This window comes from Vibrio ordalii ATCC 33509 (genome assembly GCA_000257205.1).
Taxonomy (GTDB): Bacteria; Pseudomonadota; Gammaproteobacteria; order Enterobacterales; family Vibrionaceae; genus Vibrio; species Vibrio ordalii.
Window position 1 is genome coordinate 1 of record AEZC01000057.1, and the last position, 22,309, is coordinate 22,309.

The 22,309-nt window shown below is 42.1% G+C and carries 17 protein-coding genes and 1 pseudogene; 17 read left to right on the top strand and 1 reads right to left on the bottom strand.

Translation table 11 applies throughout. From position 1 onward, the window contains the following. Nucleotides 1–39 precede the first annotated feature (39 nt). The 4 genes and pseudogenes from VOR_RS0103770 to VOR_RS19245 all read left to right on the top strand — a co-directional run bounded on the left by VOR_RS0103770 (nucleotide 40) and on the right by VOR_RS19245 (nucleotide 3,760). Complete coding sequence (locus VOR_RS0103770) at nucleotides 40–936, top strand: LysR family transcriptional regulator ArgP (protein ID WP_029626876.1); 897 nt, start codon at nucleotides 40–42, stop codon at nucleotides 934–936. Between the two features lie 102 nt (nucleotides 937–1,038). Further along, entirely contained in the window at nucleotides 1,039–1,731 is a 693-nt protein-coding gene (locus VOR_RS0103775) for an oxidative stress defense protein (protein ID WP_010318402.1), read from the top strand. Nucleotides 1,732–2,019: 288 nt separating this feature from the next. Next, nucleotides 2,020–2,698 (top strand): annotated as a pseudogene (locus VOR_RS19240) (diguanylate cyclase); the annotation flags it as partial. 279 nt (nucleotides 2,699–2,977) lie between these two features. Next, complete coding sequence (locus tag VOR_RS19245; RefSeq protein WP_434060503.1) at nucleotides 2,978–3,760, top strand: sensor domain-containing diguanylate cyclase; 783 nt, start codon at nucleotides 2,978–2,980, stop codon at nucleotides 3,758–3,760. Between the two features lie 393 nt (nucleotides 3,761–4,153). On the opposite strand, the gene pykF is transcribed toward VOR_RS19245, so the two are convergent. Beyond that, complete coding sequence (gene pykF, locus VOR_RS0103785; protein WP_010318404.1) at nucleotides 4,154–5,566, bottom strand: pyruvate kinase PykF; 1,413 nt, start codon at nucleotides 5,564–5,566, stop codon at nucleotides 4,154–4,156. A gap of 423 nt (nucleotides 5,567–5,989) precedes the next feature. Here pykF and VOR_RS0103795 point away from each other — a divergent pair, with 423 nt between their 5' ends. The 13 genes from VOR_RS0103795 (at nucleotide 5,990) to VOR_RS0103850 (ending at nucleotide 22,199) form a co-directional block, all read left to right on the top strand. Further along, a complete protein-coding gene (locus tag VOR_RS0103795) occupies nucleotides 5,990–6,751 on the top strand; it encodes a DeoR/GlpR family DNA-binding transcription regulator (RefSeq protein ID WP_010318405.1) in 762 nt (253 codons plus the stop codon). 85 nt (nucleotides 6,752–6,836) lie between these two features. After that, nucleotides 6,837–8,669, top strand: a complete 1,833-nt coding sequence (glmS, locus tag VOR_RS0103800) for a glutamine--fructose-6-phosphate transaminase (isomerizing) (protein ID WP_010318406.1) — start codon at nucleotides 6,837–6,839, stop codon at nucleotides 8,667–8,669. Nucleotides 8,670–8,807: 138 nt separating this feature from the next. Then, complete coding sequence (locus tag VOR_RS0103805) at nucleotides 8,808–9,638, top strand: heteromeric transposase endonuclease subunit TnsA (protein ID WP_010318407.1); 831 nt, start codon at nucleotides 8,808–8,810, stop codon at nucleotides 9,636–9,638. After that, nucleotides 9,625–11,709: a TnsB C-terminal domain-containing protein gene (locus VOR_RS0103810; protein WP_029626878.1), complete on the top strand. Its 2,085-nt coding sequence runs from the start codon at nucleotides 9,625–9,627 to the stop codon at nucleotides 11,707–11,709. The genes VOR_RS0103805 and VOR_RS0103810 overlap by 14 nt, the downstream gene beginning before the upstream one ends. Further along, nucleotides 11,709–12,698: an ATP-binding protein gene (locus VOR_RS19020; RefSeq protein WP_286118374.1), complete on the top strand. Its 990-nt coding sequence runs from the start codon at nucleotides 11,709–11,711 to the stop codon at nucleotides 12,696–12,698. The genes VOR_RS0103810 and VOR_RS19020 overlap by 1 nt, the downstream gene beginning before the upstream one ends. Nucleotides 12,699–12,743: 45 nt before the next feature. Continuing rightward, nucleotides 12,744–13,367 carry a hypothetical protein gene (locus VOR_RS19025; protein WP_286118375.1) on the top strand — a complete coding sequence of 208 codons (624 nt, stop codon included), beginning with the start codon at nucleotides 12,744–12,746 and terminating at the stop codon, nucleotides 13,365–13,367. Between the two features lie 2 nt (nucleotides 13,368–13,369). Continuing rightward, nucleotides 13,370–14,884 carry a TnsD family Tn7-like transposition protein gene (locus VOR_RS0103820; protein ID WP_010318409.1) on the top strand — a complete coding sequence of 505 codons (1,515 nt, stop codon included), beginning with the start codon at nucleotides 13,370–13,372 and terminating at the stop codon, nucleotides 14,882–14,884. A 9-nt stretch (nucleotides 14,885–14,893) separates the two neighbouring features. Continuing rightward, on the top strand, nucleotides 14,894–16,519 hold the full coding sequence (locus tag VOR_RS0103825; protein WP_010318410.1) for a Tn7-like element transposition protein TnsE: 1,626 nt from the start codon (nucleotides 14,894–14,896) through the stop codon (nucleotides 16,517–16,519). A 271-nt stretch (nucleotides 16,520–16,790) separates the two neighbouring features. Beyond that, nucleotides 16,791–17,387: a restriction endonuclease subunit S gene (locus VOR_RS0103830; protein ID WP_010318411.1), complete on the top strand. Its 597-nt coding sequence runs from the start codon at nucleotides 16,791–16,793 to the stop codon at nucleotides 17,385–17,387. After that, nucleotides 17,387–18,661 carry an N-6 DNA methylase gene (locus VOR_RS0103835; RefSeq protein WP_010318412.1) on the top strand — a complete coding sequence of 425 codons (1,275 nt, stop codon included), beginning with the start codon at nucleotides 17,387–17,389 and terminating at the stop codon, nucleotides 18,659–18,661. Before VOR_RS0103830 ends, VOR_RS0103835 begins: the two co-directional genes overlap by 1 nt. Before the next feature lie 69 nt (nucleotides 18,662–18,730). After that, on the top strand, nucleotides 18,731–20,362 hold the full coding sequence (locus VOR_RS0103840) for a class I SAM-dependent DNA methyltransferase (protein WP_010318413.1): 1,632 nt from the start codon (nucleotides 18,731–18,733) through the stop codon (nucleotides 20,360–20,362). 1 nt (nucleotide 20,363) lies between these two features. After that, entirely contained in the window at nucleotides 20,364–21,584 is a 1,221-nt protein-coding gene (locus tag VOR_RS16710) for a restriction endonuclease subunit S (RefSeq protein ID WP_010318414.1), read from the top strand. A gap of 3 nt (nucleotides 21,585–21,587) precedes the next feature. Further along, the gene (locus VOR_RS0103850; protein ID WP_010318415.1) at nucleotides 21,588–22,199 is read left to right on the top strand and encodes a KwaA family protein; all 612 of its coding nucleotides are present in this window, start codon (nucleotides 21,588–21,590) and stop codon (nucleotides 22,197–22,199) included. Nucleotides 22,200–22,309: the final 110 nt, after the last annotated feature.

Here is a 22,309-nt window from a genome sequence, read left to right on the forward strand (position 1 = left end):
GGGTATAGTAATGCTAATAATCATAAAAAGGGGCGTTGGATGAGAGGGCTAGATTACAAATGGATTGAGGCATTAGATGCGGTACTGCAACAAGGAAGCTTTGAGCGAGCCGCTGAAAATCTCTATATTTCACAATCGGCTATTTCACAAAGGATCAAGCAATTAGAGAGATTTATTGCCCAACCGGTCCTGATTCGAGAGCAGCCACCAAGGCCAACGCTGGTGGGAAAAAAATTGCTAGGGCTGTATCGTAGGGTGTGTTTGCTTGAAAATGAACTGGTGCCTGAATTGATGAATGAGGAGAATACGCGGCCCGTTTCAATAGCTATTGCCACTAATGCGGACAGTTTGGCCACTTGGTTACTTCCTGCGTTATCGAATACGATGAAAACGCGGCAAGTTGAGTTAAACCTGACGGTTTTCGGTGAGTCACGTACCATTGAAAAAATTAAAAATGGCGAAGTAGCTGGCGCAATAAGCTTAGAATCGCAAGCCATTCCTGGTTGCCATGCTGACTACTTAGGTCGAATGGACTATGTGTGTGTTGCCAGCCCGGAGTTTTATCAGCGTTATTTCTCTCAAGGTGTGAACTTTCATACCTTAAAAAAAGCACCAGCGGTATCGTATGATCAGTATGATGATCTGCATAAAAAATATTTGCATGATCACTTTAATGTGCCAAGAGATGCGGTCATAAACCATACAGTAGGTAGCTCAGAAGCTTTTGTGAAATTAGCCCTATCAGGAGCGGCATATTGTTTGATCCCTCGTTTACAAATCGCCCGAGAGCTTGAAATGGGTACTTTGATTGAAATCACGCCAGGTTTTATCTTAACCAACCGTATTTATTGGCATCATTGGCAGTTAGAAACGGGAATATTGCAGGAGATTTCTCAGGCCATTGTTCAATATGCTCGTCATGTGTTGCCGCAATGACAAAAGTTCAACGTCAAAGTTGTGTCATTTCATAAGCTATTAACTGTGCTTATATTGAGTATCGCCTATGATGTATTCACCCATTTGAGTAAGGTAACTCCCATGAAATTAATAACCAATGTTGCGCTATTATCTGGATTGTTTAGTTTTGCGTCTGTGGCGCAGGAAATGAATTTCCCTCATCTTTCAACAACAGGTTACGGTGAAGTGATTGCCGTGCCTGATATGGCTGAGTTTTCAGTCAAAGTGGTTGAATCGACACTTACCGCTGAGCAGGCAAAAAGTGCGGTCGACAAAGTGGTGGAAGCATTTGCGGCACGTCTGAAAGAATCTGGCGTTACTGCCCAGCAAATATCGAGTTCAAATCTCTATCTTGCGCCCCAATACCATTATCCTAAGTCGGGCAAGCCTGAGTTAGTGGGCTACCAAGCGACGAGAAGTGTGACGGTGAACGTTGGCGATCTCAGCCTACTTAATCAATACCTTGATATTGCTCTTGGTGAAGGTATAAACCAAGTCGACAATATTCAACTTAAAGTTCGGAATCAAGAGCAATACCAGCAACAAGCTCGGTTAGCGGCGATTCAAGATGCGAATGCCAAAGCACTATCATTGGCAGAAGGATTTAAGTTGAAATTAGGTGATGTGTGGCAGATCGACTATAACTCGCCCGGCGTGCAGCCGATTATGATGCGTGCTATGGCAATGGATGCAAAATCTGAATCCAACAGCTATCAAGATTCGATACTGACTATTCGCGATAGAGTGGAAGTTGTTTATCAATTGAACAACTAATTTCCCTCCGAAGCTACTGATTAATTGGTCAATTTAAATTGAATTGAAATGAGTGGTTACTTCCATAAATTGATTGTTTTGTTAATAGGTAGCTTTTTGTTTTGTCTATTTTTTAAGATGCTATAATCCGCTCATCATTATTTAGGGTTAATATTTAGACAAGTCATGAGATACACAAAAATAATCAGCCTTCTTCTCATCACTTGTTTCTTATTCTGCGTAATAGTGACAGGGTATTACTATCAGCGTTATCAATAAGTGAAGAAGAACGCAACGCAGAGTACGGTGGTGGAGGCATTTGATCAACTTAATGAGAGTGAGCATCAATATCGGGGCTTGAAAGCTCAAGTAGGTTCCATTATTGATTTACTTAGTCGCAGCCAAAGTTTGTATGAATTTATTTTTTCTCCTTCAGAACCTAACCAACAGCGTCTTGAAAAAATCTGGTCTTCTGTTACTGAAAAACAGACATGGTATAGCTCAATTGCACTTTTAGACGTATCCGGGCATGAACAACTTCGGATTCATTATTCTGCGACTAATCATTTGGCTTCTAGTGTAAAAGCGCAGCAAGACAGAACTCATCATGACTACATTGCTTTTGCAGAAAAGCTCTCAGAGGGAGGTAGGTGTATGGGGCATTACATTGGCAGATGCTCCGAGTGCAGCGGCTATACAGCCGATGCTATGTGTGATCACGCCAGTTACCGTATTAGGGGAGCGAAAAGGCTATTTGGTTCTCAATGTTGATATTTGGTCACAATCTTCGCGCTTAACTCATGCGCGTGATCCACAGTTAACTCCCGAGCTTATCGGCGACTCCGGTTTCTACTTGTCTTCTAGCGATAAAACCAAATTATTTGGAGATTTATTACCCTCTAACCAGCACGTAAATCTGGCACTTCAATTACCGAAAACCTGGCAACAGATGCAGCTTAAGCCTTCTGGGTACGTGCAAGAAAATAACAAGATGACTGTATATACAACCCTTAAGTTTGCCTCACTGAAACCCGTCTTTTTAATTATTCAATTCACCGATGAGCAATTGGATGAGCGAGCGCAGCGTGACGTCAATGACTTAATCAAAGAAGCTTTCTTTGTTGTTGTAGTCATTCTTATTTTTGCCCTTCCTACGGTTCCCATGGCGTTGCATTACCATCATCGACGTATTGAAAGCAAACTGGCAAGAGCGGCCTTGAATGGTATGTCTGCAGTGATGATCTCAGACAGAAAGCATCAAGTGATGATGGTTAATGGCGAATTTGAGAAAATCACCGGCCTTTCTATTGACGAGATAAAAGGCAGTAACGCATTAAAGTTATTGCTCAGTCCAAATGGTATGGAGTTTATGCTCGAAGTACTTGAAGAGGTATCGCAGCAACATTTCTGGGAAGGTGAAGTAGAAATGGTCAATACGCAAGGTGAGACGCTAACCGCCATCATGAGAATTCAAGCGATTAAAGAGGCGACTAAAGTCAGTTATTATATTACGTCTTTAGTCGATATTAATCAGCACAAAGAGCTTGAAAACCGATTACGAGAATTGAGCGAAAAAGACGCGTTAACTCAGCTATGGAATCGCCGTAAATTTGAAGCAGAATTGCAGCACCACACACAACTCGTTCAACGTTACCCTAAAAGTCATCAGGTTTGCCTTGTCTTAATTGATATTGATTACTTTAAACGAGTGAATGATGAACAAGGGCATGATGAAGGGGATCGCGTCATCATTAAAGTCGGCGAGATTTTGAGCCAAACATTACGCACTACGGACTTTTTGGCGCGTATTGGCGGTGAAGAGTTTGCGATTATTATGCCGCATACTTCTGTCGAAGAGGCGGAGATTGTCTTGAATCGCTTACGAGTCGCAGTAGAGGTAGAGCAAAGCCTTACCGTGACCATCAGTGCTGGTTTTACTGACTTAACTGCAGATGGTAAACGCTCGTATAAATACGCTGACATTGCGTTATATGAGGCAAAAACCTTAGGGCGAAATCGAGTTTCATTATGCTCGAGTAGCGATATATAGCCTAGTTTCACATTTTTCACGACATTAGACTAAAGTCTTATCAATAAACCAAAGTAGGCTAAACTAAAAGGTAAGTAAACGGCTTAATGCTGGCTTGTTTGCTCTACTGTTGATGGGAAGTGAGAGTTTCATTGATTCAATTGAATGAAAGAGATGGAAATCATACGCTTCGGTTGAGTGAGGCACTGTATGTATACCCATTTTCTAGTGAGGCTAACTGTGGGGTGTTTGGCGGTGCTAGGTGTTCAGCTTAGCGCACTCTATTTTTTACCTATGGTTTTGCTGCTTAATACACACCATAAAGAGTTTTTTGGTTGGTAAACTCAGCGTAAATAGCGGAAATAAAAAAATCGGGGCTCGCCCCGATTTTTCTGTTTCTAGCTTACGTTTCTATTATAGAACGTGAACAGAAGCTGTGTTGGTTGTACCTGAAGCGACAAGAGCACCAGAAACCATCACTACGATATCACCCTTCTTACCTAGACCAGAAGCGAGTGCAATCTCTTTACCATTGATGTAGAACGCATCAGTGCTGTCGATAGTATCAACAACAACCGGTGTTACACCTTTAGTTAGAACGAGTTGAGCGGCCGTTTTCTTGTTAGTGGTTACCGCAATGATGTTCGCCGTTGGGAAGTACTTACGCACTGAACGAGCTGATTTACCCGCTTCAGTTGCGACCACGATAAGTGGAGCCGCCAATTTCTCAGCAGTATCTACCGCACCTTTACATACCGCTTCAGTAATGCGTAGGCGTGGGCTGTCTAAACGAGAACCCAACTCAGCTTGTAGAACGCGGTCTGTACGAGCACAGATTTGCGCCATGATGGTGACCGCTTCAACAGGGTACTTACCTTTTGCTGTTTCGCCAGAAAGCATCACTGCATCAGTACCATCCATTACCGCGTTGGATACGTCGCCAGCTTCTGCGCGAGTTGGACGTGGGTTCTTGATCATTGAATCAAGCATTTGAGTTGCTGTGATAACCACTTTACGTGCGCGGTTACATTTTTCGATCATCATCTTCTGTGCAAAGATAACTTCTTCCGCAGGGATCTCAACACCTAGGTCGCCACGAGCAACCATGATACCGTCAGAAAGCTCAAGAATTTCGTCGAAGTTATCAACGCCTTCTTGGTTTTCAATTTTAGAGATAATTTGGATATCTGCGCCGCCGTTTGCTGTTAGCAGTTCGCGGATTTCACGTACGTCGTCAGCTTTACGAATGAAAGAAGCTGCAACAAAATCAACGCCTTGCTCACAACCAAATTTAAGGTCTGCTTTATCTTTTTCAGAAAGAGCTGGAAGGTTCACTGAAACGTTAGGAAGGTTAACACCTTTGTTTTCACCTAACGCGCCGTTGTTCAGCACTTTACATTTCACTTCAGTTTCTGTGGTTGCAATCACTTCCATTTCAATCAGGCCGTCATCAACCAAAATTTTGTTACCTACAGTAAGGTCTTTAGCAAAACCTAAGTAAGTCACGGCAACTTTATCTTTGTTACCTACAACGGTTGCATCCGTAGTGAAAGTGAAATCCTGGCCAGCCACGAGATCAACGTCATCACCATTTTCTAGTTTGATGGTACGGATTTCAGGACCTTTAGTGTCTAAAAGGATCGCAAGCTGTTTACCAGTGTTTTCCATTACTTTACGGAAGTTCGCAATACGAGTGCCGTGTTCGACGAAGTCACCGTGAGAGAAGTTCAAACGCATAACGTTCATGCCAGCATTCACTAGCTCAGTAAGCTTCTCTACAGATTCAGTTTTAGGGCCAATCGTACATACGATTTTGGTCTTTTTCATGGAAGGTTCTCTCCGGTAAATATGATTACAATTTGAAGTTGGTTGAGTGTTCTAGCGTCATCACAAGCGGCAATTTTTCTTATCTATTACCCAACAATATTGATGTGATTTTGTGACGTTAGAGCTGAAAGTCTTTCAACAGTTTAGTCATTTTATGACCAAGCATTGTCGATTTTATAGCGTTATTTTGCCACTTATTGAGTTTAAATCGGCTAAGTTGCAAAAGAATAACAGTCAATTCTGTAATTTTTTTCTTTTCGGCGCGAATTCTACCACCTAATGAGTTCAATATCACTGCCTAAGAATTGTCTTAGGACAAGGTTTTAGCGTGAATTATTAAATTTTTAGATCGAAATAAATAGACAATAAAGTTTCGGTTCGACTAATATTGCTTTCGATTCGTAATGTTGAAGAAAAATATAAATGTCGAAACGAAATACACAACTGAGAAGGCACACCATCGCTAACCTTGTGAATGAACAGGGTGAGGTCAGTGTTGATGCACTCTCTGCTCAGTTTGAAACCTCAGAGGTGACGATTAGAAAGGATTTGGCCTCTTTAGAGAAAAACGGTCAACTCTTACGCCGTTACGGTGGTGCGATTGCACTGCCTAAAGAGGTGGTCAATGATGAGTTTAGCCCTAAAGTTTCGAATCGAAAGATAAAGTTGGCTAAAGCAGCGGCTAAGTTAATTCGAGACCACAATCGCATCGTTATTGACTGTGGTAGTACTACGGCAGCATTGATTCAGCAACTGAATGATAAACGCGGTTTGGTGGTGATGACCAACTCATTGCATGTGGCGAACGCCCTTAATGAACTAGAAAGCGAACCGACACTATTAATGACGGGCGGTACTTGGGATGCCCATTCCGAGTCTTTTCAGGGCAAAGTGGCCGAGTCGGTACTACGCTCTTACGATTTTGACCAACTGTTTATTGGCGCTGACGGTATTGATCTTGAACGTGGCACCACCACCTTCAATGAACTGATTGGCCTAAGCAAAGTGATGGCCGAAGTCTCACGAGAAGTGATCGTGATGATCGAATCAGACAAAGTTGGTCGAAAAATTCCCAACCTTGAGCTCGCTTGGGAGGATATCGACGTGTTAATGACCGATAATGAGCTAACAGCTCAAGATGCAGCATTGATTGAATCGCACCAAGTGCGAGTGATCCGAGCCTAGTTAACCCTATTCAACCATTCCTAAATAAAGGCCTTCGCTTGCGGTTTTAGGGATGAAGCATAAATCTAAAATGGAGTAAAACCTTATGTGTGGAATCGTAGGTGCAGTAGCACAACGAGATGTGGCTGAAATTTTAGTGGAAGGACTACGCCGCTTGGAATACCGCGGTTATGATTCAGCTGGCGTTGCTGTGGTGGATAGTGCGAGTCAATTAACGCGCGTTCGTCGTTTAGGCAAAGTGCAAGAGCTAGCCGATGCAGTCGAAAAGCAGCATGTGGCCGGAGGCACAGGCATTGCGCACACGCGCTGGGCGACACACGGAGAACCTTCCGAAATTAATGCTCACCCACACATGTCTGGCGATATTGCGGTTGTGCATAACGGCATTATCGAAAACCATGAAACGCTACGTGACGTTCTGCGTCAACGCGGCTACCTTTTTGAATCGCAAACCGATACCGAAGTCATTGCTCACCTTGTTGAGTGGGAACTGCGCACGGCCAGTTCACTGCTTGAAGCGGTGCAAAAAACCGTTAAACAACTCGATGGTGCTTACGGTACTGTGGTACTTGATCGCAAAGATCCAAGCCGTGTTGTGGTTGCTCGCTCTGGTAGCCCGATCGTGATCGGTTTTGGTGTCGGTGAGAATTTCTTAGCTTCAGACCAATTAGCTTTGCTGAATGTTACACGCCGCTTTATGTATCTTGAAGAGGGTGATGTTGCGGAAGTTACACGCCGCGATGTGACAGTTTTTGCTGCAAACGGCGAAGAAGTGACGCGTGAAATTAGCGAATCTAACGCAGAGCATGACGCTGGCGATAAAGGTAAATATCGTCATTTCATGCAAAAAGAGATCTTTGAACAGCCAACGTCATTGATTAACACCATGGAAGGCCGTATCACCAAAGACAGCGTAGTGACAGAAAGCATTGGTGTGAACGCTGCCGAAATTCTTAGCCAAGTAGAACACGTACAAATCGTCGCTTGCGGAACATCGTACAACGCAGGCATGACAGCGCGTTACTGGTTTGAAGCATTGGCAGGCGTGAGTTGCGATGTGGAAATTGCCTCTGAATTTCGCTATCGCAAATTTGTGACTCGTCCAAATAGTTTGTTGATCACGCTTTCTCAATCCGGTGAAACAGCAGATACCTTAGCCGCTTTGCGCTTAGCGAAAGAAAAGGGCTATATGGCGGTGATGACTATTTGTAACGTGGCGGGTTCTTCACTGGTTCGTGAATCTGATTTCGAATTCATGACTCGCGCCGGAACAGAAATTGGTGTGGCGTCAACCAAAGCCTTCACTACTCAACTTGCAACCTTGCTAATGTTAGTGACCGCTCTTGGTAAACAAAAGCAGTGCATTAATAAAGAAAAAGAGGCGGAAATTGTTGAAGCTCTGCATGCACTGCCTGCACAAATTAATGCCGCCCTTGCCTATGAAAAGCAGATTGAAGCACTGGCTGAAGATTTCGCAGATAAACACCACACTCTATTCTTGGGCCGTGGTGAGTTTTATCCTATCGCGCTTGAAGCGTCATTAAAGCTGAAGGAAATCTCTTACATTCATGCTGAAGCATACGCGGCGGGTGAATTAAAGCACGGCCCATTAGCGCTGATTGATGCTGATATGCCCGTTGTCGTGGTTGCGCCAAATAACGAGCTGTTAGAGAAGCTAAAATCGAACATTGAAGAAGTACGTGCTCGTGGCGGTTTGCTGTATGTGTTTGCCGATCAAGACGCAGGCTTTGCGGCTGATGAAACAATGAAAATCATCACCATGCCACACGTGAGTGAAATTACCGCGCCGATCTACTACACCATTCCAATGCAGCTTCTTTCTTACTATGTTGCTTTAATCAAAGGTACGGATGTCGACCAACCTCGTAACCTTGCCAAAGCGGTCACAGTTGAGTGACTCCCCCCTTTTAGTGGGAGGCTAGTGTCGCCGAACAATAAAGATTGAAACTAAACAATAAAGTTTGAAACTGAGACATTAAAGTTGAAAACTTTTTAAATCCGGTTAAACTGAATAAAAGTTGACCGGATTTTTGTTATGGCTAAATCAAAGTACGTTTTAACTGAAACGCAAATCAACAAACGGATTAAAGAGGGTCGCGGTGCTGGTAGGCTTTCTAACTACAAGCCGTGGTTGTATGTTAATGAAGTGCCATCGGAAGGTCGCTCCCAAAGGGTCTTTTCTCATCTTACTGGCCGGATTCATCATGTCTTATCAGATCTTGAATTCGCAGTCTTTCTTTTACTCGATCATAACTCCGCCGTAACTGATATTCGTGAGCAGTTCCCACTTAACAGGGATGATACTTTAAATATCTCTAAAGAAGGCCAACTTTGGCATCCCTCTCAAGGCGGTTCCAATCTAGTCATGTCATCTGATTTTCTGGTCAATTCGACTTCCAAAACTCAGCCTAAATTCGCTATTCAAGCAAAATACTCAAACGCTTTAAAAGATCCGAGAACGGTAGAAAAATTGGAAATTGAGCGCCGGTACTGGCAGCTCAAAAAAATTCCATGGTTTCTCGTAACAGAAAAAGAGATAGATAAAGTAATCGTAACTAATATTGACTGGCTTTATGGTGTTAAAGGTTATTTTGACGAGCTTGTCACTGATGAGTTGATGCTATTGTATGAAAACATGAAAACTTATTTTATTCACCATCCTAATAGAAAAGTGATTGATATTTGTAAGGAATATGACAAGGCATGCGGACAGGGTTTAGGTGACTCCTTGTTTGACCTCCGACTGATGTGTGCCGCTAGGCTGATTACGTTTGATATTCGTTATCCTTTTCATAGTTTGAGAGCAGAAGATCTTGCGTTTAGAGGTGTGGCGTTAAATGAAGGGTATGTTTATGTGGCAAATTAATCAAACCATCACATTTGATGGTAAACCTTACCGCATACTTCTCACGGAAACGAGTTACTTCTATTGGATTGCTCTTGACGAGAACAAAGGCTTACCTGAAAAAATTTACTTTGATGAATGCAACCATTGGGTTGATGAAGGGCGTGTAGAAAGAATCCCTGATCCCTATGCTTATCTACAAGGTGAATCTTGGGCTAAAGAGTCTAGTGTTTATCAGGAAAGCCAAAGTAATTATGAACTGATCAAGCTTATAGTGGAAGGCGAAGAGGCGTTCGACAAGAGAATTCGAGCCAGAAGACTTAACCATGCTATTGCCAGCTCTGATAAAGGCAAATCAACGATCTACCGTTTAGTTAGGCGCTATTGGCAACGTGGGCAGATAAAAAATGCACTTTTTCCTGATTACAAAAACTCTGGAGCAGCTGGGAAAAGAAGAAACTTTTCAACCAGCAAAGCTGGCAGGCCAAGGGTTTACGGTATCGGTAGCGGAGAGCCTGTAACAGAAAATATTAGAAAACAATTTCGAATCATTTGCGATAAGTATTTGATGAACGATAAGGGCTATTCAATTCGCTACGCATACAACAAGTTTGGCAAAGCGTACAAAGTAAAACATCCTGATGCCGAAGAGCATCAAATACCAACATTTCGACAGTTTCAATACTTTTACAAGACAGAGTATAACAAGGTTACTCTGCTCTGTGTTCAGACGCCTCAAGGCGATTATAACAAAGATGTTAGGCCGCTTCATGGAACTGCAACCGAGCAGGCTTTAGGCCCAGGTAGTCGATACGAAATTGATGCCACCATTGCAGATATATACTTGGTGGATGATAACGACTCGGACAAAGTTATTGGTAGGCCAACTATTTACATGGTTATCGATGTATTTAGTCGCATGGTTGCTGGTTTTTATATTGGTTTCGACAATGCGTCTTATCCCGTTGCAATGAAAGCTTTGATATCCAGCTTTACTAGTAAAGTTGAAGCGTGTGCAAGGTATGGCATCGATATTTCAGAAGAACAGTGGCCATGTGTTGGTATTCCGGATGTGTTACTGGCTGATCGTGGGGAATTAATGAGCCATCAAGCTAACTACTTAGTTGATGCTATTGGAGTTCGACTTGAAAGTGCACCTCCTCGAAGGGGAGATGCCAAAGGTATTGTTGAACGGTCATTTGGGGCTTTTCAGGCCAAATTTAAACCTTATATGCCTGGTGTCGTATCCGGCAATAAGGTTAAAAAGCATGGTGAAAAAGATTATAGAGTAGAAGCTGCGGTAACAATCTCCGATTTTGTTGAAATTATGCTCTATTCCATTCTTGCTCATAATCTGAATAAACCCTTAGATAAATATGATCGTGCCCCAGATATGCCAGAAAGCCTTCCCTCTATCCCAATAGAGCTCTGGCGATGGGGGCTTCAACACCGTACCGGACGTTTAAGGAGCATAGATACTGACCTTGCAAAAATTTTGTTGTTACCTCGCGAAAGGGTCTCCGTTTCTGAATTAGGCGTAAAGCTATGGGGGGTCATTTATTCAGGCAAAGAGGTTCTTCAAACAGGCTGGATGCACCGCTCGTCCAAAGTTTCTAGGCCTAAAGGTCTATATGCTGCCTATGAACTTGGATCTGTTAATCATATTTATCTGTTTCCCGAAGAGGGAAAAAATACTTTTTGGGTTTGTGATATTTCCACAAGAAGTCGTGAATTCAGAGATCTTACTTGGTATCAAGTTTGGGAGCGTCAAGCGGCCCAAAAGCAAGTTTTGGCTGAGGCTAAGTACCAGTATGCACCTGTTGAAAGGGATTTTGATGACCTTCTCGAAAAGAAACTGAAGAAGGCTAAAAAGAATAGTAAAACTAGTACATTGAGCAATGCACAAAAAATAAATGAGATTAAAGCTAATAAGCGGCAATCACGTGAGCAAGAGAGAAAGGAATTAGCAATAAAACCGAATCGGCCTAAACAACAGGAAATGGCAACGGTTGTACCGCTAAAAGGCGAGGAAGAAAACTATCAACTTCCTGATTTTATACCCGAACTATTTGATGATGAGGATGATAGCTGATGAAAAAGGCCGAGAGTCATCGTGTAGTTGCTGTTTATCAAACTGCAAAATTATCAGCCTATCAAGGTAACCCGCTGATAGAGGCGCTTCCCCCTCTAAATAGCTTCCTAAATGACTCAAGTGCGTTGAAGGGCTCACTGCGTTGCACCGTTGAAGATATTCATTTAAATGGTGTGGAAAGAGCGCATTGTATTTGTCGTGTTATTGATGATTTTTTTCAACCGCTCAGCCAGCACATACAGCTACATGAACGGCTTTCATTAATGATTCTGGGTGGTTATGTAGGAAGAAACCCAGAGACAGGCGATTGGGCAAAGCACATCCAAAACGGTTATGAACGTGTCATATCTGGTGACTTAAAGGCGATAAAATTCACCGATGTGAATTCAACTGCGCAAAGCATGACTTTAATAGGCTGTAGTGGTAATGGCAAAACAACTGCGATGAAACAGCTTTTATCACTATATCCACAAGTGATTTATCACCCAGATAGAAATTTTGAACAAGTTGTATACCTAAAAATTGATTGTTCCCATGATGGTTCGTTGAAAGAATTGTGCTTGAACTTTTTTCGAGCGATGGATCGAGCGCTAGGGACTACCAACTATCAAAAGCAATATTCAACGAGCAAAAGGCCCAGTATTGAAACGCTTTTGGCAGCAATGGCGCAAGTGGCAAATTCTCATGCAGTAGGCGTTCTTATTATCGATGAAATACAACACCTTAGTCGTTCGCGTTCTGGTGGTTCTGAAAAAATGCTCAATTTCTTTGTGACGTTGGTAAATACCATTGGTCTTCCAGTTATTTTAGTCGGGACGCCACGCGCACGAGAAATATTCGAAGCTGACATGAGATCAGCAAGGCGAGGATCTGGTCTTGGCGCTATTTTTTGGGACCCTATGGAAGAGGGGCGGGAATGGAAAGCGCTTACTGATAAGTTATGGTCACTCCAATGGTTGCAAAAGCGCGATGAAGTTCTATCGGACTAAATTAGAGCGTTATGGTATGACCTTAGCCAAGGTGTTTTAGACATTGTGGTGAAACTATTTGTGTTGTGCCAGTTGCGAGCAATTGCCACAAGAGTGGAAAGAATCACGCCAAAATTAATGCAACAGGTTTATCAAGATGAATTAAAACCTGTTCACCCAATGCTAGCGGCCCTGCGCTCTGGTGATGTCGAAGAAATGATTAAGTTTTCAGACCTTAAACTGAGTGATACCGATAAGAAAATATTAGAACTACGACAACGTGTTGCGGAATCGGCTCAACAGACACCTGAAGAGTTTGCATATCAACAGTTAAGAACAGATGAAGAGCGCCGTGTATATATGGCCTTAAAAGACGAGTTTGACTCAACGCTTTTAGCGCCCGTAATACGACAGCTATTTGACCAAAATCCTGAATTGACATGGATTGGCTTACTGCCAATGGTCAATGATCAACTAACTAAGTCTGAACAATTACAGCCTAAAAAAGAAGCTAAACCTAACAAGGGGGAAAGATCATCGTCAATTAAACGGGCTCAGTGGCATACACTTGATAGTGATGATTTGAGGTTTCTTTACTCTCAATCCGATTCTGACACCGAAATGTACTCAGCAATGTCAAAATCGGGTCTAGTGTTAAATATCCAGTCATTGTTAGAAAAGGCTGGATAGAATTGCGCAATTTTCCAGTGCCTTATCCTGATGAACTGATTTATAGCTTAGTCGCTAGGGCTGGTGTTCGTAGTGCTATTGCAAGCTCGAAACAGCTACTCGATGAAGTGTTTGGCGATCGGAAGGTGGTTGCCACGACAGACTTACCGAGTCATTTGTCGGCGCTATCTAAGCTGCTAGTCAATACCGGAAAGTACGATGTTCCGCAACTTATCTATGAGCACACAATGTTTCCCATCTACGCTCCCTTTGTAAATGAAAACATAAGGTCGCGTGCGATGGCTAGAATGGAAAAACGCTCACAAGGTTCCGTTCATTTAATGCTAGGTGCGTCAGCATCCATTGTTAAAATGTCCGATGCTTTGCGTGCTTGTCCTGTATGTGTTGCAGAGCAAGAGCAAAAATATGGCGAAAGCTATTGGTCTAGATTGTGGTTTCTGCCATCTTTACCTTACTGCCTTGAACATGGTTTTTTGAACCAGTCGTCAGTCTCATATCATGATAATAGACATACGTATCATGCATGTAGCCGAGTGCAATGCCATTCATATCAACCTTGCGAAAACACTAAAACAGCTCAGATGTGCTATTTAGCTCAAAAAGCGCAAGAGCTGTTGCACTTACCAAGTCAAGATTCCCCGACTAATGAGCAATGGGGGCGCTTTTATAATTATTTAGCGCATGACTTCGGTTGTGGTAAAGGTGCTAAGCAAGTTTCACACGAAAAAGTAGCAGACCTTGTTGTAAGCAAGATTGCCATTCCAGAGTTGAGTTTTGGTTTGGATAAGGAAACTAATTGGCTACGCACAATATTTCGTCATCATCGTAAAGCGTTCAGTTACTTGCAACACTTAACAATTTGGTCAGCTTTTGTTCCTGAAATGACGGTGAGTGAAATCATTAAAGAAGTTAAAACAAAAGGGAAAGTAAGTGAAGCTGTGCCGAAATGTTACTTTCAGCCAGGGCCAAAAGACTTTGAAGATAAGCGTGAAAGGTGGATAAACTTAATTAGTACCACATCGATTAAGAAGGCTCGCTCTCTTCTAGGTGGCGGAGCACTATATGCTTGGCTGTATCGAAATGATAGAGATTGGTTATTGGCCTTTAATCGACAAAAACATACGCAATTGCCAGCAAGAAAGAACAGAGTTGATTGGGGCGCAAGAGATCGGGCTTTGACTAAGCAGCTGCTCAGAGTGCTTGGGCGTTTGGATGCTGTCGTCGAAGGGCCTAGAAGGTCGCAGAACTATTTGCTTAAACAATTAAAGCACTCCAATTCGGTAGGTAAGAAATTATATTTATTGCCAATTTTGGCAAGTGCTTTAAATCGATATCAAGAAAGTGTTGTTGAATTTCAGGCGCGACGGCTTGCCATGACAGTAATAGCGCAGGTCAAAGCAGCGGAAGGGTTGAGTCGTTGGCAATTGATGCGTTCAGCAAATCTTCCTAAAGAGAGAATATTGCCGATTGTAGATAATCTTCTCGAATGGATTGTTACGGAATCAAACATCAAATAAGGAAGAGCGGTGGGAGCTAGATTTTACAAATGTGATGATGATGTTCGCATCGTACATATAGGGAAAGTGTTGCTGCGAACCAGCGATTCATCCTACCGTCCTTCAATCGAAGTGTGGTGCTACCCACCACAGCAAAAAAACGGTTTTCATGCGATGGCATTTTCCAATGTACCAGCTTTGTACCGAGGTAAAATCATAAACCAGAGGGCATTGACTGAACACCACTTCAAAAGTGGCGAACATAGGTTTAGCGTTAATGATAATCTTAGAAAAAGCACGTTAGCCGAATTTCCAGATCTAACTAATGTAGCCTCTGTTAGAAACAAAGAATCAGAGCAAAGTGCATTTGTAGTAGATAGAGTTAATACGCCAAAACTGGTTATTCCACAGCTTGAGTTGGCTAGGGTATTGTTTTATGCCAGCTCATACTTATCGCGAGCGTCGCTGATGTCTTCACGATTGTTAACGGACTTTAGGGTAGACGTTAACTTCCAGCGTGACTACGCCAACATTGAAGTGCTTCATACTTCAAACGTCCCTCCTTCAGCATTCAACGATTCTGCCACACGAGCAATGTTAAGCTGGTTGCTAATTGATAAAAATGCAAAACGTTCATTTGAATCTATTTTTAGGTACTTCAGCACCGAGAACCACCTAGATGTATCGTCTGGTTACAAGCGATGGTTGTTTCATTTTGATCCACCGCAAATGTCAGGGTGGTCTTTTTCTTATGACGGTAGGCTCGACTCAAGTGGTAGATACTTTTTAGTCGAAAAAATCACCGACATAGAAATCAATGCTCAAATGCCTTCCAAGATCTACTTCCATAACCCATCTTTTACGCATCCAGATGACCAGCAGCCAACAAGCGGTGGAAAGGGTCCAGAGCCATATGAACAACCTGAAGAGCATGTTATTGATGATGATAGAGAAGCTTCTGATGCAAACCAAGCGTTTTTGTTAGGTGAAAATACTTGCGCAGTAAGATTTAAACATCGTTTTTCAACTACCAAAGCAACAAAGCCTAAAAGAAGCCATAGACCGGATAATCACCAAGATAAACCTAAGCAAGCAAGCGATACTGTGAGTACCAATGAACCTGGAAGTGATGGGGAAATACCTTCCGCAGATATGGGCGGCGGAATGCAAGACTGTACCGATCACTCAGAGGCGTATGCCTCACGCTTTACGGCATTTAACATGATGGTGAAAATGTTAGAAGAAAAATATGCCTGCACAATTATTGATACCTACACACATGAGTTAGATCAAGTAGGTCGTAGTAAATGTCATTTGATTGATTCGGGAGCGAAAAGAACGATTCGCTGCGTTGTAGTAGAACTAAATGGCCATGTGAATTACTTACTCGAAGTTGATGTAACAGGGCTGAGTAAATGGCTCTCTACGAAATGTGTACGGCAGATTGATACTCGGAATTGGCAAGAACAGTTTTCTCGAATAAAAAAAGGGGTAGTGGCAAACTCACTTAGTTGGCCTACGCAAGACATGGATGCCATGTTTGGTTTAAAAAAGCATATTGGCATTTCTCACCCTAAATCAGTAGAAGGGCACCAGACAGGTATTCCGACTGAATCAATTTTAGATTGGGCAGGGAGAGTTGCTGATAAACTATAGAAAACTCAAATTGCTGACTGATGAAAAGGTAAATAAATCGCTGATAGTCTTCAACGTATGAAAAGCTAAGTTGTAGAGAGTAAAAGCATCTAGATTCAGAAAACACAAATAAACAAAGTTCGACCTAATAACCCCACAAAGCAACAGCCAGTAAGTTCGTTTTATCCGTACGATTTAAAGTAATTCAAAAAACTACTTGTGTTTAGTTTCTTTGTTAGCTAATATCACCTCAACAACCTAATTCGTAGGCTTAGAACGAAAGGGGATTAAAATGAAAACTATCGAGGTTTTATGTAGTGAACTAACTACTGGTGCTACAAATGCGCTATTCGAAAAGAGTGAAAGTAGCTCTGAAGGCACCATGCGCTTGCTTACTGGTAGCTCAGTCAATTTAAACGGCGAAATTGTTGAAAACCAACTTAGCCAAGTTACCATAGCCGAAGGTAAGAGCATGCAACGCTTTTTATTACAAGAAGGTGATGTGGTGTTACTGGCTAAAGGTAACTCAATCAGAGCTGGCTATGTAACCGAACGTATTGCAAAGCTGGATGTGATTGCTTCAGCCAATTTTATTTTACTCAGACCAAACAACAATGAATTACTTGGCGAGGTACTTGTAGCCTACTTTAATTCACCGGTTGGTCAGAGCATGTTAGATGCCGCGAGTACAGGCGCTGCTATTAAGAACATCAACTTATCAAACATCAGAAAGATGAAGATTGAGTTGCCAGCACTCAGTAAGCAACATGAGATTGCTGAGCTATTTCATGCAAGTAATCAAGCTTATAGCGCCACAATCAGCTTGGCAGAGCAACAAAAAAAGGTTGCCATGGCTTGCATCAGTCAACTTATCAAGGGGGCTGCATAATGGATAATCTAACAAAACCGTTGTGGGCCTTGATGGATTACAGCCGCGGCGTGATGGAAGCATCGCATACACTGGAGTTGATCGGTTACATTGCATTCGTTGCAAAAGAGAATCCAGAAACCTTTCAAGCTATTGTGAATAGTGGCCATGCAAAACAATTAAATATGTTAATTGAAGCAGGACAGGCGCTCAAAGCAACTCACCCTACAGACGTCTGCGCTGCACCAAATCACTACCGTATTGATGCAAAGATACTCAATCAGGTCGTCTCTTTCATCGCTGAGATCACTAACTTTGGCGAACTCGCCAGCGCTTTAAGAGATTTAAGTGCGCAAACAATTGGTAAATTCGACGTATCTTCAGCAAATCAGAACATGGAAAATGTCTTCTCTGCTCTCATTGGTGATTGTAGTGAGAAGACGGTATACGATGGAGCTTGTGGTTTAGCGAGAGTTGCGTCCAGTTTGACCCCTAAAGCTCTGTATCTTGAAGAAAAGAATCACAGTAGCTATCTATCTGCTTACAGACTACTAACGCTTGAAAATAGACATTTCAACTTGGCGAATACCGATTCACTGTTGGAGCCTGCCTTTGGCCAAGAACAGGCGTTTGATGTGGTTGTTATGGAGCCGCCGATGGCACAGAAGTTTAGTGCTGATGAACGACGAATGCTGGTTGAAGCGCCTTTTATCACTGTTCCTGTTGGTAAAGCTGTATCGGCTAACTCAGGTGATAGCCTATGGATCCAGCAAGCAATCAGTCATCTTAACGAGACAGGGAAAGCATACATCCTGTTACCGCAAGGGATTTTGTTCCGAGGCGGTTATGATGCCAATGTCAGAGAGTACTTGTTGGAAAATGAACTGCTTGAAGCTGTCATTGGATTGCCTGCTGCCATTTTAGACGGCACAAGCATCCCCCCTGTCATCTTGGTGTTGAATAAAAACAAGCCTGCTGGCTCGCCTGTAGTATTCGTTGATGCCAGTGAAATAGGTACGAGCAACAAAAACCGTATTGTTATTTCAGAAGAAGATGCCGCTTTGATCGCTGATTTATCGGCAGGAAAACGAGTTGACGACGATCGTTACAAAGCCGTATTCATGCCTGAAATTAGACAGCAAAATAACGAACTAAGTATTTCACGCTATATCGTCAAAGAGATAGAAGTTGAAGAGTTAGATTTAGCCAAAGAACTGAAAACACTACAAAGCTATCAAGCTGACTTTGAGCAATCTCAACAGGTGCTGACATCATTACTCGCTAAATATCAATAATATAGTTGCATGGTTATGCTCTACCCTAGTGAGCGAACCCTACAACAATAAAATATAAGGAATTCAAGAATGGCAGATTTTAAAAAGATAGAAGAATTAGAAAAACGATTATGGTCAGCAGCCGACTCGTTACGTGCCAACACCGGCTTAACCGCACAGGAATACTCACGCCCAATACTGGGTTTAATCTTCCTAAAGTACGCAGAATACCGTTTCACGCAGGCAAAAAGTAACATTGAACAACAAGCCAGTTCACGTCGTCGTGGCGGCGGTGACATCAAATCAAAGATCCAAGCTGAAGGCGCCATGTATGTGCCGGATGACGCCCTTTACTCGAATTTATTAGCATTACCAGAAGGCGCAAACATCGGTGTTAAAGTAAATGACGCCATGAAAGCGCTAGAAGCAGACAACGAAGCAATCAAAGACGCGCTACCTAAAACCTATACTCGCTTTGAAAACGACATGCTCAAAAGCTTGCTTAAGAACTTCAATGACATCGATTTTACCCTGGGCTCAGATATTTTTGGTCGTATTTACGAATACTTCCTTAATGAGTTTGCTAAAACCGAAGGCCAAGGCGGTGGCGAGTTCTTTACGCCCTCAGCATTGGTTAAGTTAATCACTGAAATTATCGAGCCTTATCATGGCAAAGTATTCGACCCCGCGTGTGGTAGCGGCGGTATGTTTATCAGTTCTGCCGATTTTGTGGCAAAGCATAATAAAAATGCCTCGGATGAGCTGTCTATATTCGGACAAGAAAAAACCGGCGATACTGTTCGTTTATCTAAGTTGAACCTTGCTGTGCACGGCTTACAAGGGGATATCCGCGAAGGTAACTCCTATTATGAAGATCCGTTTGAACTTGCCAAAGGCGATGTGATTGACGGTAAACAACACGGTCAGTTCGACTTTGTTATGGCTAACCCGCCGTTTAACGTAAACGAAATCCAAAAAGACCGGTTAGAAGGCGATAAACACCGTTTTCCTTTTGGTATGCCGCGTAATGACAATGGCAATTACTTGTGGATCCAAATGTTTTACTCAGCGCTTAACCAGAAAGGTCGTGCAGGTTTTGTGATGGCAAACTCAGCCAGTTACGCCCGTGGTTCAGAGCAAGAGATCCGTCAAAAGCTGATTGAAGAGGATGGTGTTGACGTGATGGTGGCGGTTTCAAGCAACTTCTTTTACACGGTCACGTTGCCATGTGCCTTATGGTTCTTAGATAAAAACAAACCTGCCCATAACAAAGACAAAGTATTGTTTATTGATGCGCGCCATATCTTCCGTCAAGTCACCCGTGCAGTGCGAGATTACACCAGCGAGCAGCTTAACTTGATTGCCAATATTGTGCGATTATACCGTGGCCAAACTATTGATAACACTTACCTTGAAGCTCATCCTGATGCGGGAAATGACGGCAATTATTCGCTTGAAGGTTTCTTTAAAAACGAGAGTGGCGAACTGGCTTACCAAGATATCGCTGGCTTATGTAAAGTGGCCACCAAAGCAGAAATCATTGAGCAAGGTTATAGCTTAAATCCTGGTCGCTATGTGGGTGTTGCCGAAGGTGAGCAACAAAGTGATGAAGATTTTGCTGTTAAGCTAACCGCATTACAGGAAGAGTTAGAAGTGTTGAATGCTGAAGCGCATGAGTTAGAAATCAGTATTGCTATTAATGTAGCTAAGGTGCTTAGTTAATATGAAATTTGAAGACTTCGCTCAAATAAATCCGAAGGTGCAGATACCTAAAAATTCAGATGTTAGCTTTGTAGAAATGGCTGATCTGATACCGAGTATTCGTTCGGTCAATCCTAGTGTTGAGAAACCGATTAAAGGGAGTGGTTCAAAATTTAGTAATTGCGATACATTATTTTCTCGAATAACCCCTTGCCTCCAAAATGGCAAGATAAGTCAGGTTAAGAATCTTAAAAACAATGTTGGATTTGGCTCTACTGAGTTTTTTGTTTTTAGAGGTAAGGAAGGTGTTTCTATATCTGACTTTGTATATTACTTATTCCAATCAGAGTTAATCAAAGAGCCTGCAATAAAAAGCATGATAGGGGCATCGGGAAGACAAAGAGCTGATTTGGATGTTATTCGTAACATTGACATCAAAGAATACAGTATCGATGACCAAATACAAATAGTTGGCCTTTTATCTAATTACGATAACCTCATCGAAAACAACAACCGCCGTATCGCTATCTTAGAAGACATGGCGCAATCCCTTTATCGCGAATGGTTTGTTAACTTCCGTTACCCAAACCACCAAGATAACCTTGATGCAGGCGGCAAACCAAAACTCATCGACTCACCACTAGGTCAAATACCAGAGGGATGGGAGGTTAAAAACGCTGCCGAAGTCATTACCATTAACCCTAAAACTAAGCTGGTGAAAGAAGGCGAAAAACCATTTGTTGGTATGAGTGGCTTATCTCAAGGTTCTATGGTGATTGGTGATATTATCGAAAAAACAGGTAATAGCGGTGCAAAATTCATTAATGGTGACACCCTATTTGCGAGGATCACCCCTTGTTTACAAAATGGTAAAACGGGTTATGTTCAGTTTTTAACACCTGAACAACCTGTCGGCTTTGGTTCAACAGAGTTCATAGTATTTCGTGAAAGTGAATATTTAAGCTCAGAGTTTATTTATCTGCTATCTCGAAGTAACAACTTCCGTGAACATGCTATTCAAAGCATGACTGGCGCAACTGGCCGTCAACGCGTCCACAACGATTGCTTTGCTTCATGTTATTTACCTGTACCACCAAAAGAGCTAATGCATGAATTCACCAAGCTGGCAAAACCGATGTTTAAGAGTATTTTCAACCTCTCAAAGAGAAACGAAAACCTTAAACAACAGCGAGATATGTTATTGCCAAAGCTGATCTCAGGGCAAATTGAATTAAAGGATTAAATTATGCGGCGAAGGAATGCAACCACAATCATACCGTCAATAGCCATTTTTATTAGTGGCTATACGCCGTTATTTTTAATTATGATAATTAAAGATTTTGTTAGGGTAGATTGGCAGGTTTATCAATTAACCTCAAATATAGTGGGCTTCAGTCAAATTTATTACCCGGTTGATATCGTTTTTAATAACACTAAAGTCGTTTTGGGGCTGTTAATCGTTGCTGCTTTAAGTCTTTTAATGTTGTGGTATGTACTTAAGAATATTACATCTAACCCTTTTGATATTACGATAACTAAAGCGAAAAGTCGCTCAAGTGAAGTGGTCAACTACACCATTCCTTACATGATATCTTTCGTTGCATTTGATCTCAGTAAAGGGCAAGACTTGCTATCACTCATTATATTTATGGGAATTCTGTGTTTGTTGTCTATTCGCAGTCAAAGCATCTTCATTAACCCTATACTAGCTGCACTCGGTTATGGCTTATATGATTGTGCATACACCGAAAATGGTAAAGAAAAAGAATGCGTTATGTTGTCGCCAAAAGATCTGACAGTTGAAGATGTTGTCAAATATAAAAAGCTCAATAATTATATGGGCATAATTAATAAATAAAGGGAGGTATCATGCAGGAAAAGTTACAACTATTAGAGCAAATTAAAGCAACCAACTTTAATGAACTGGCATGTCGATTATGGGTAATAAAGAAAAATACCTATAAGGGT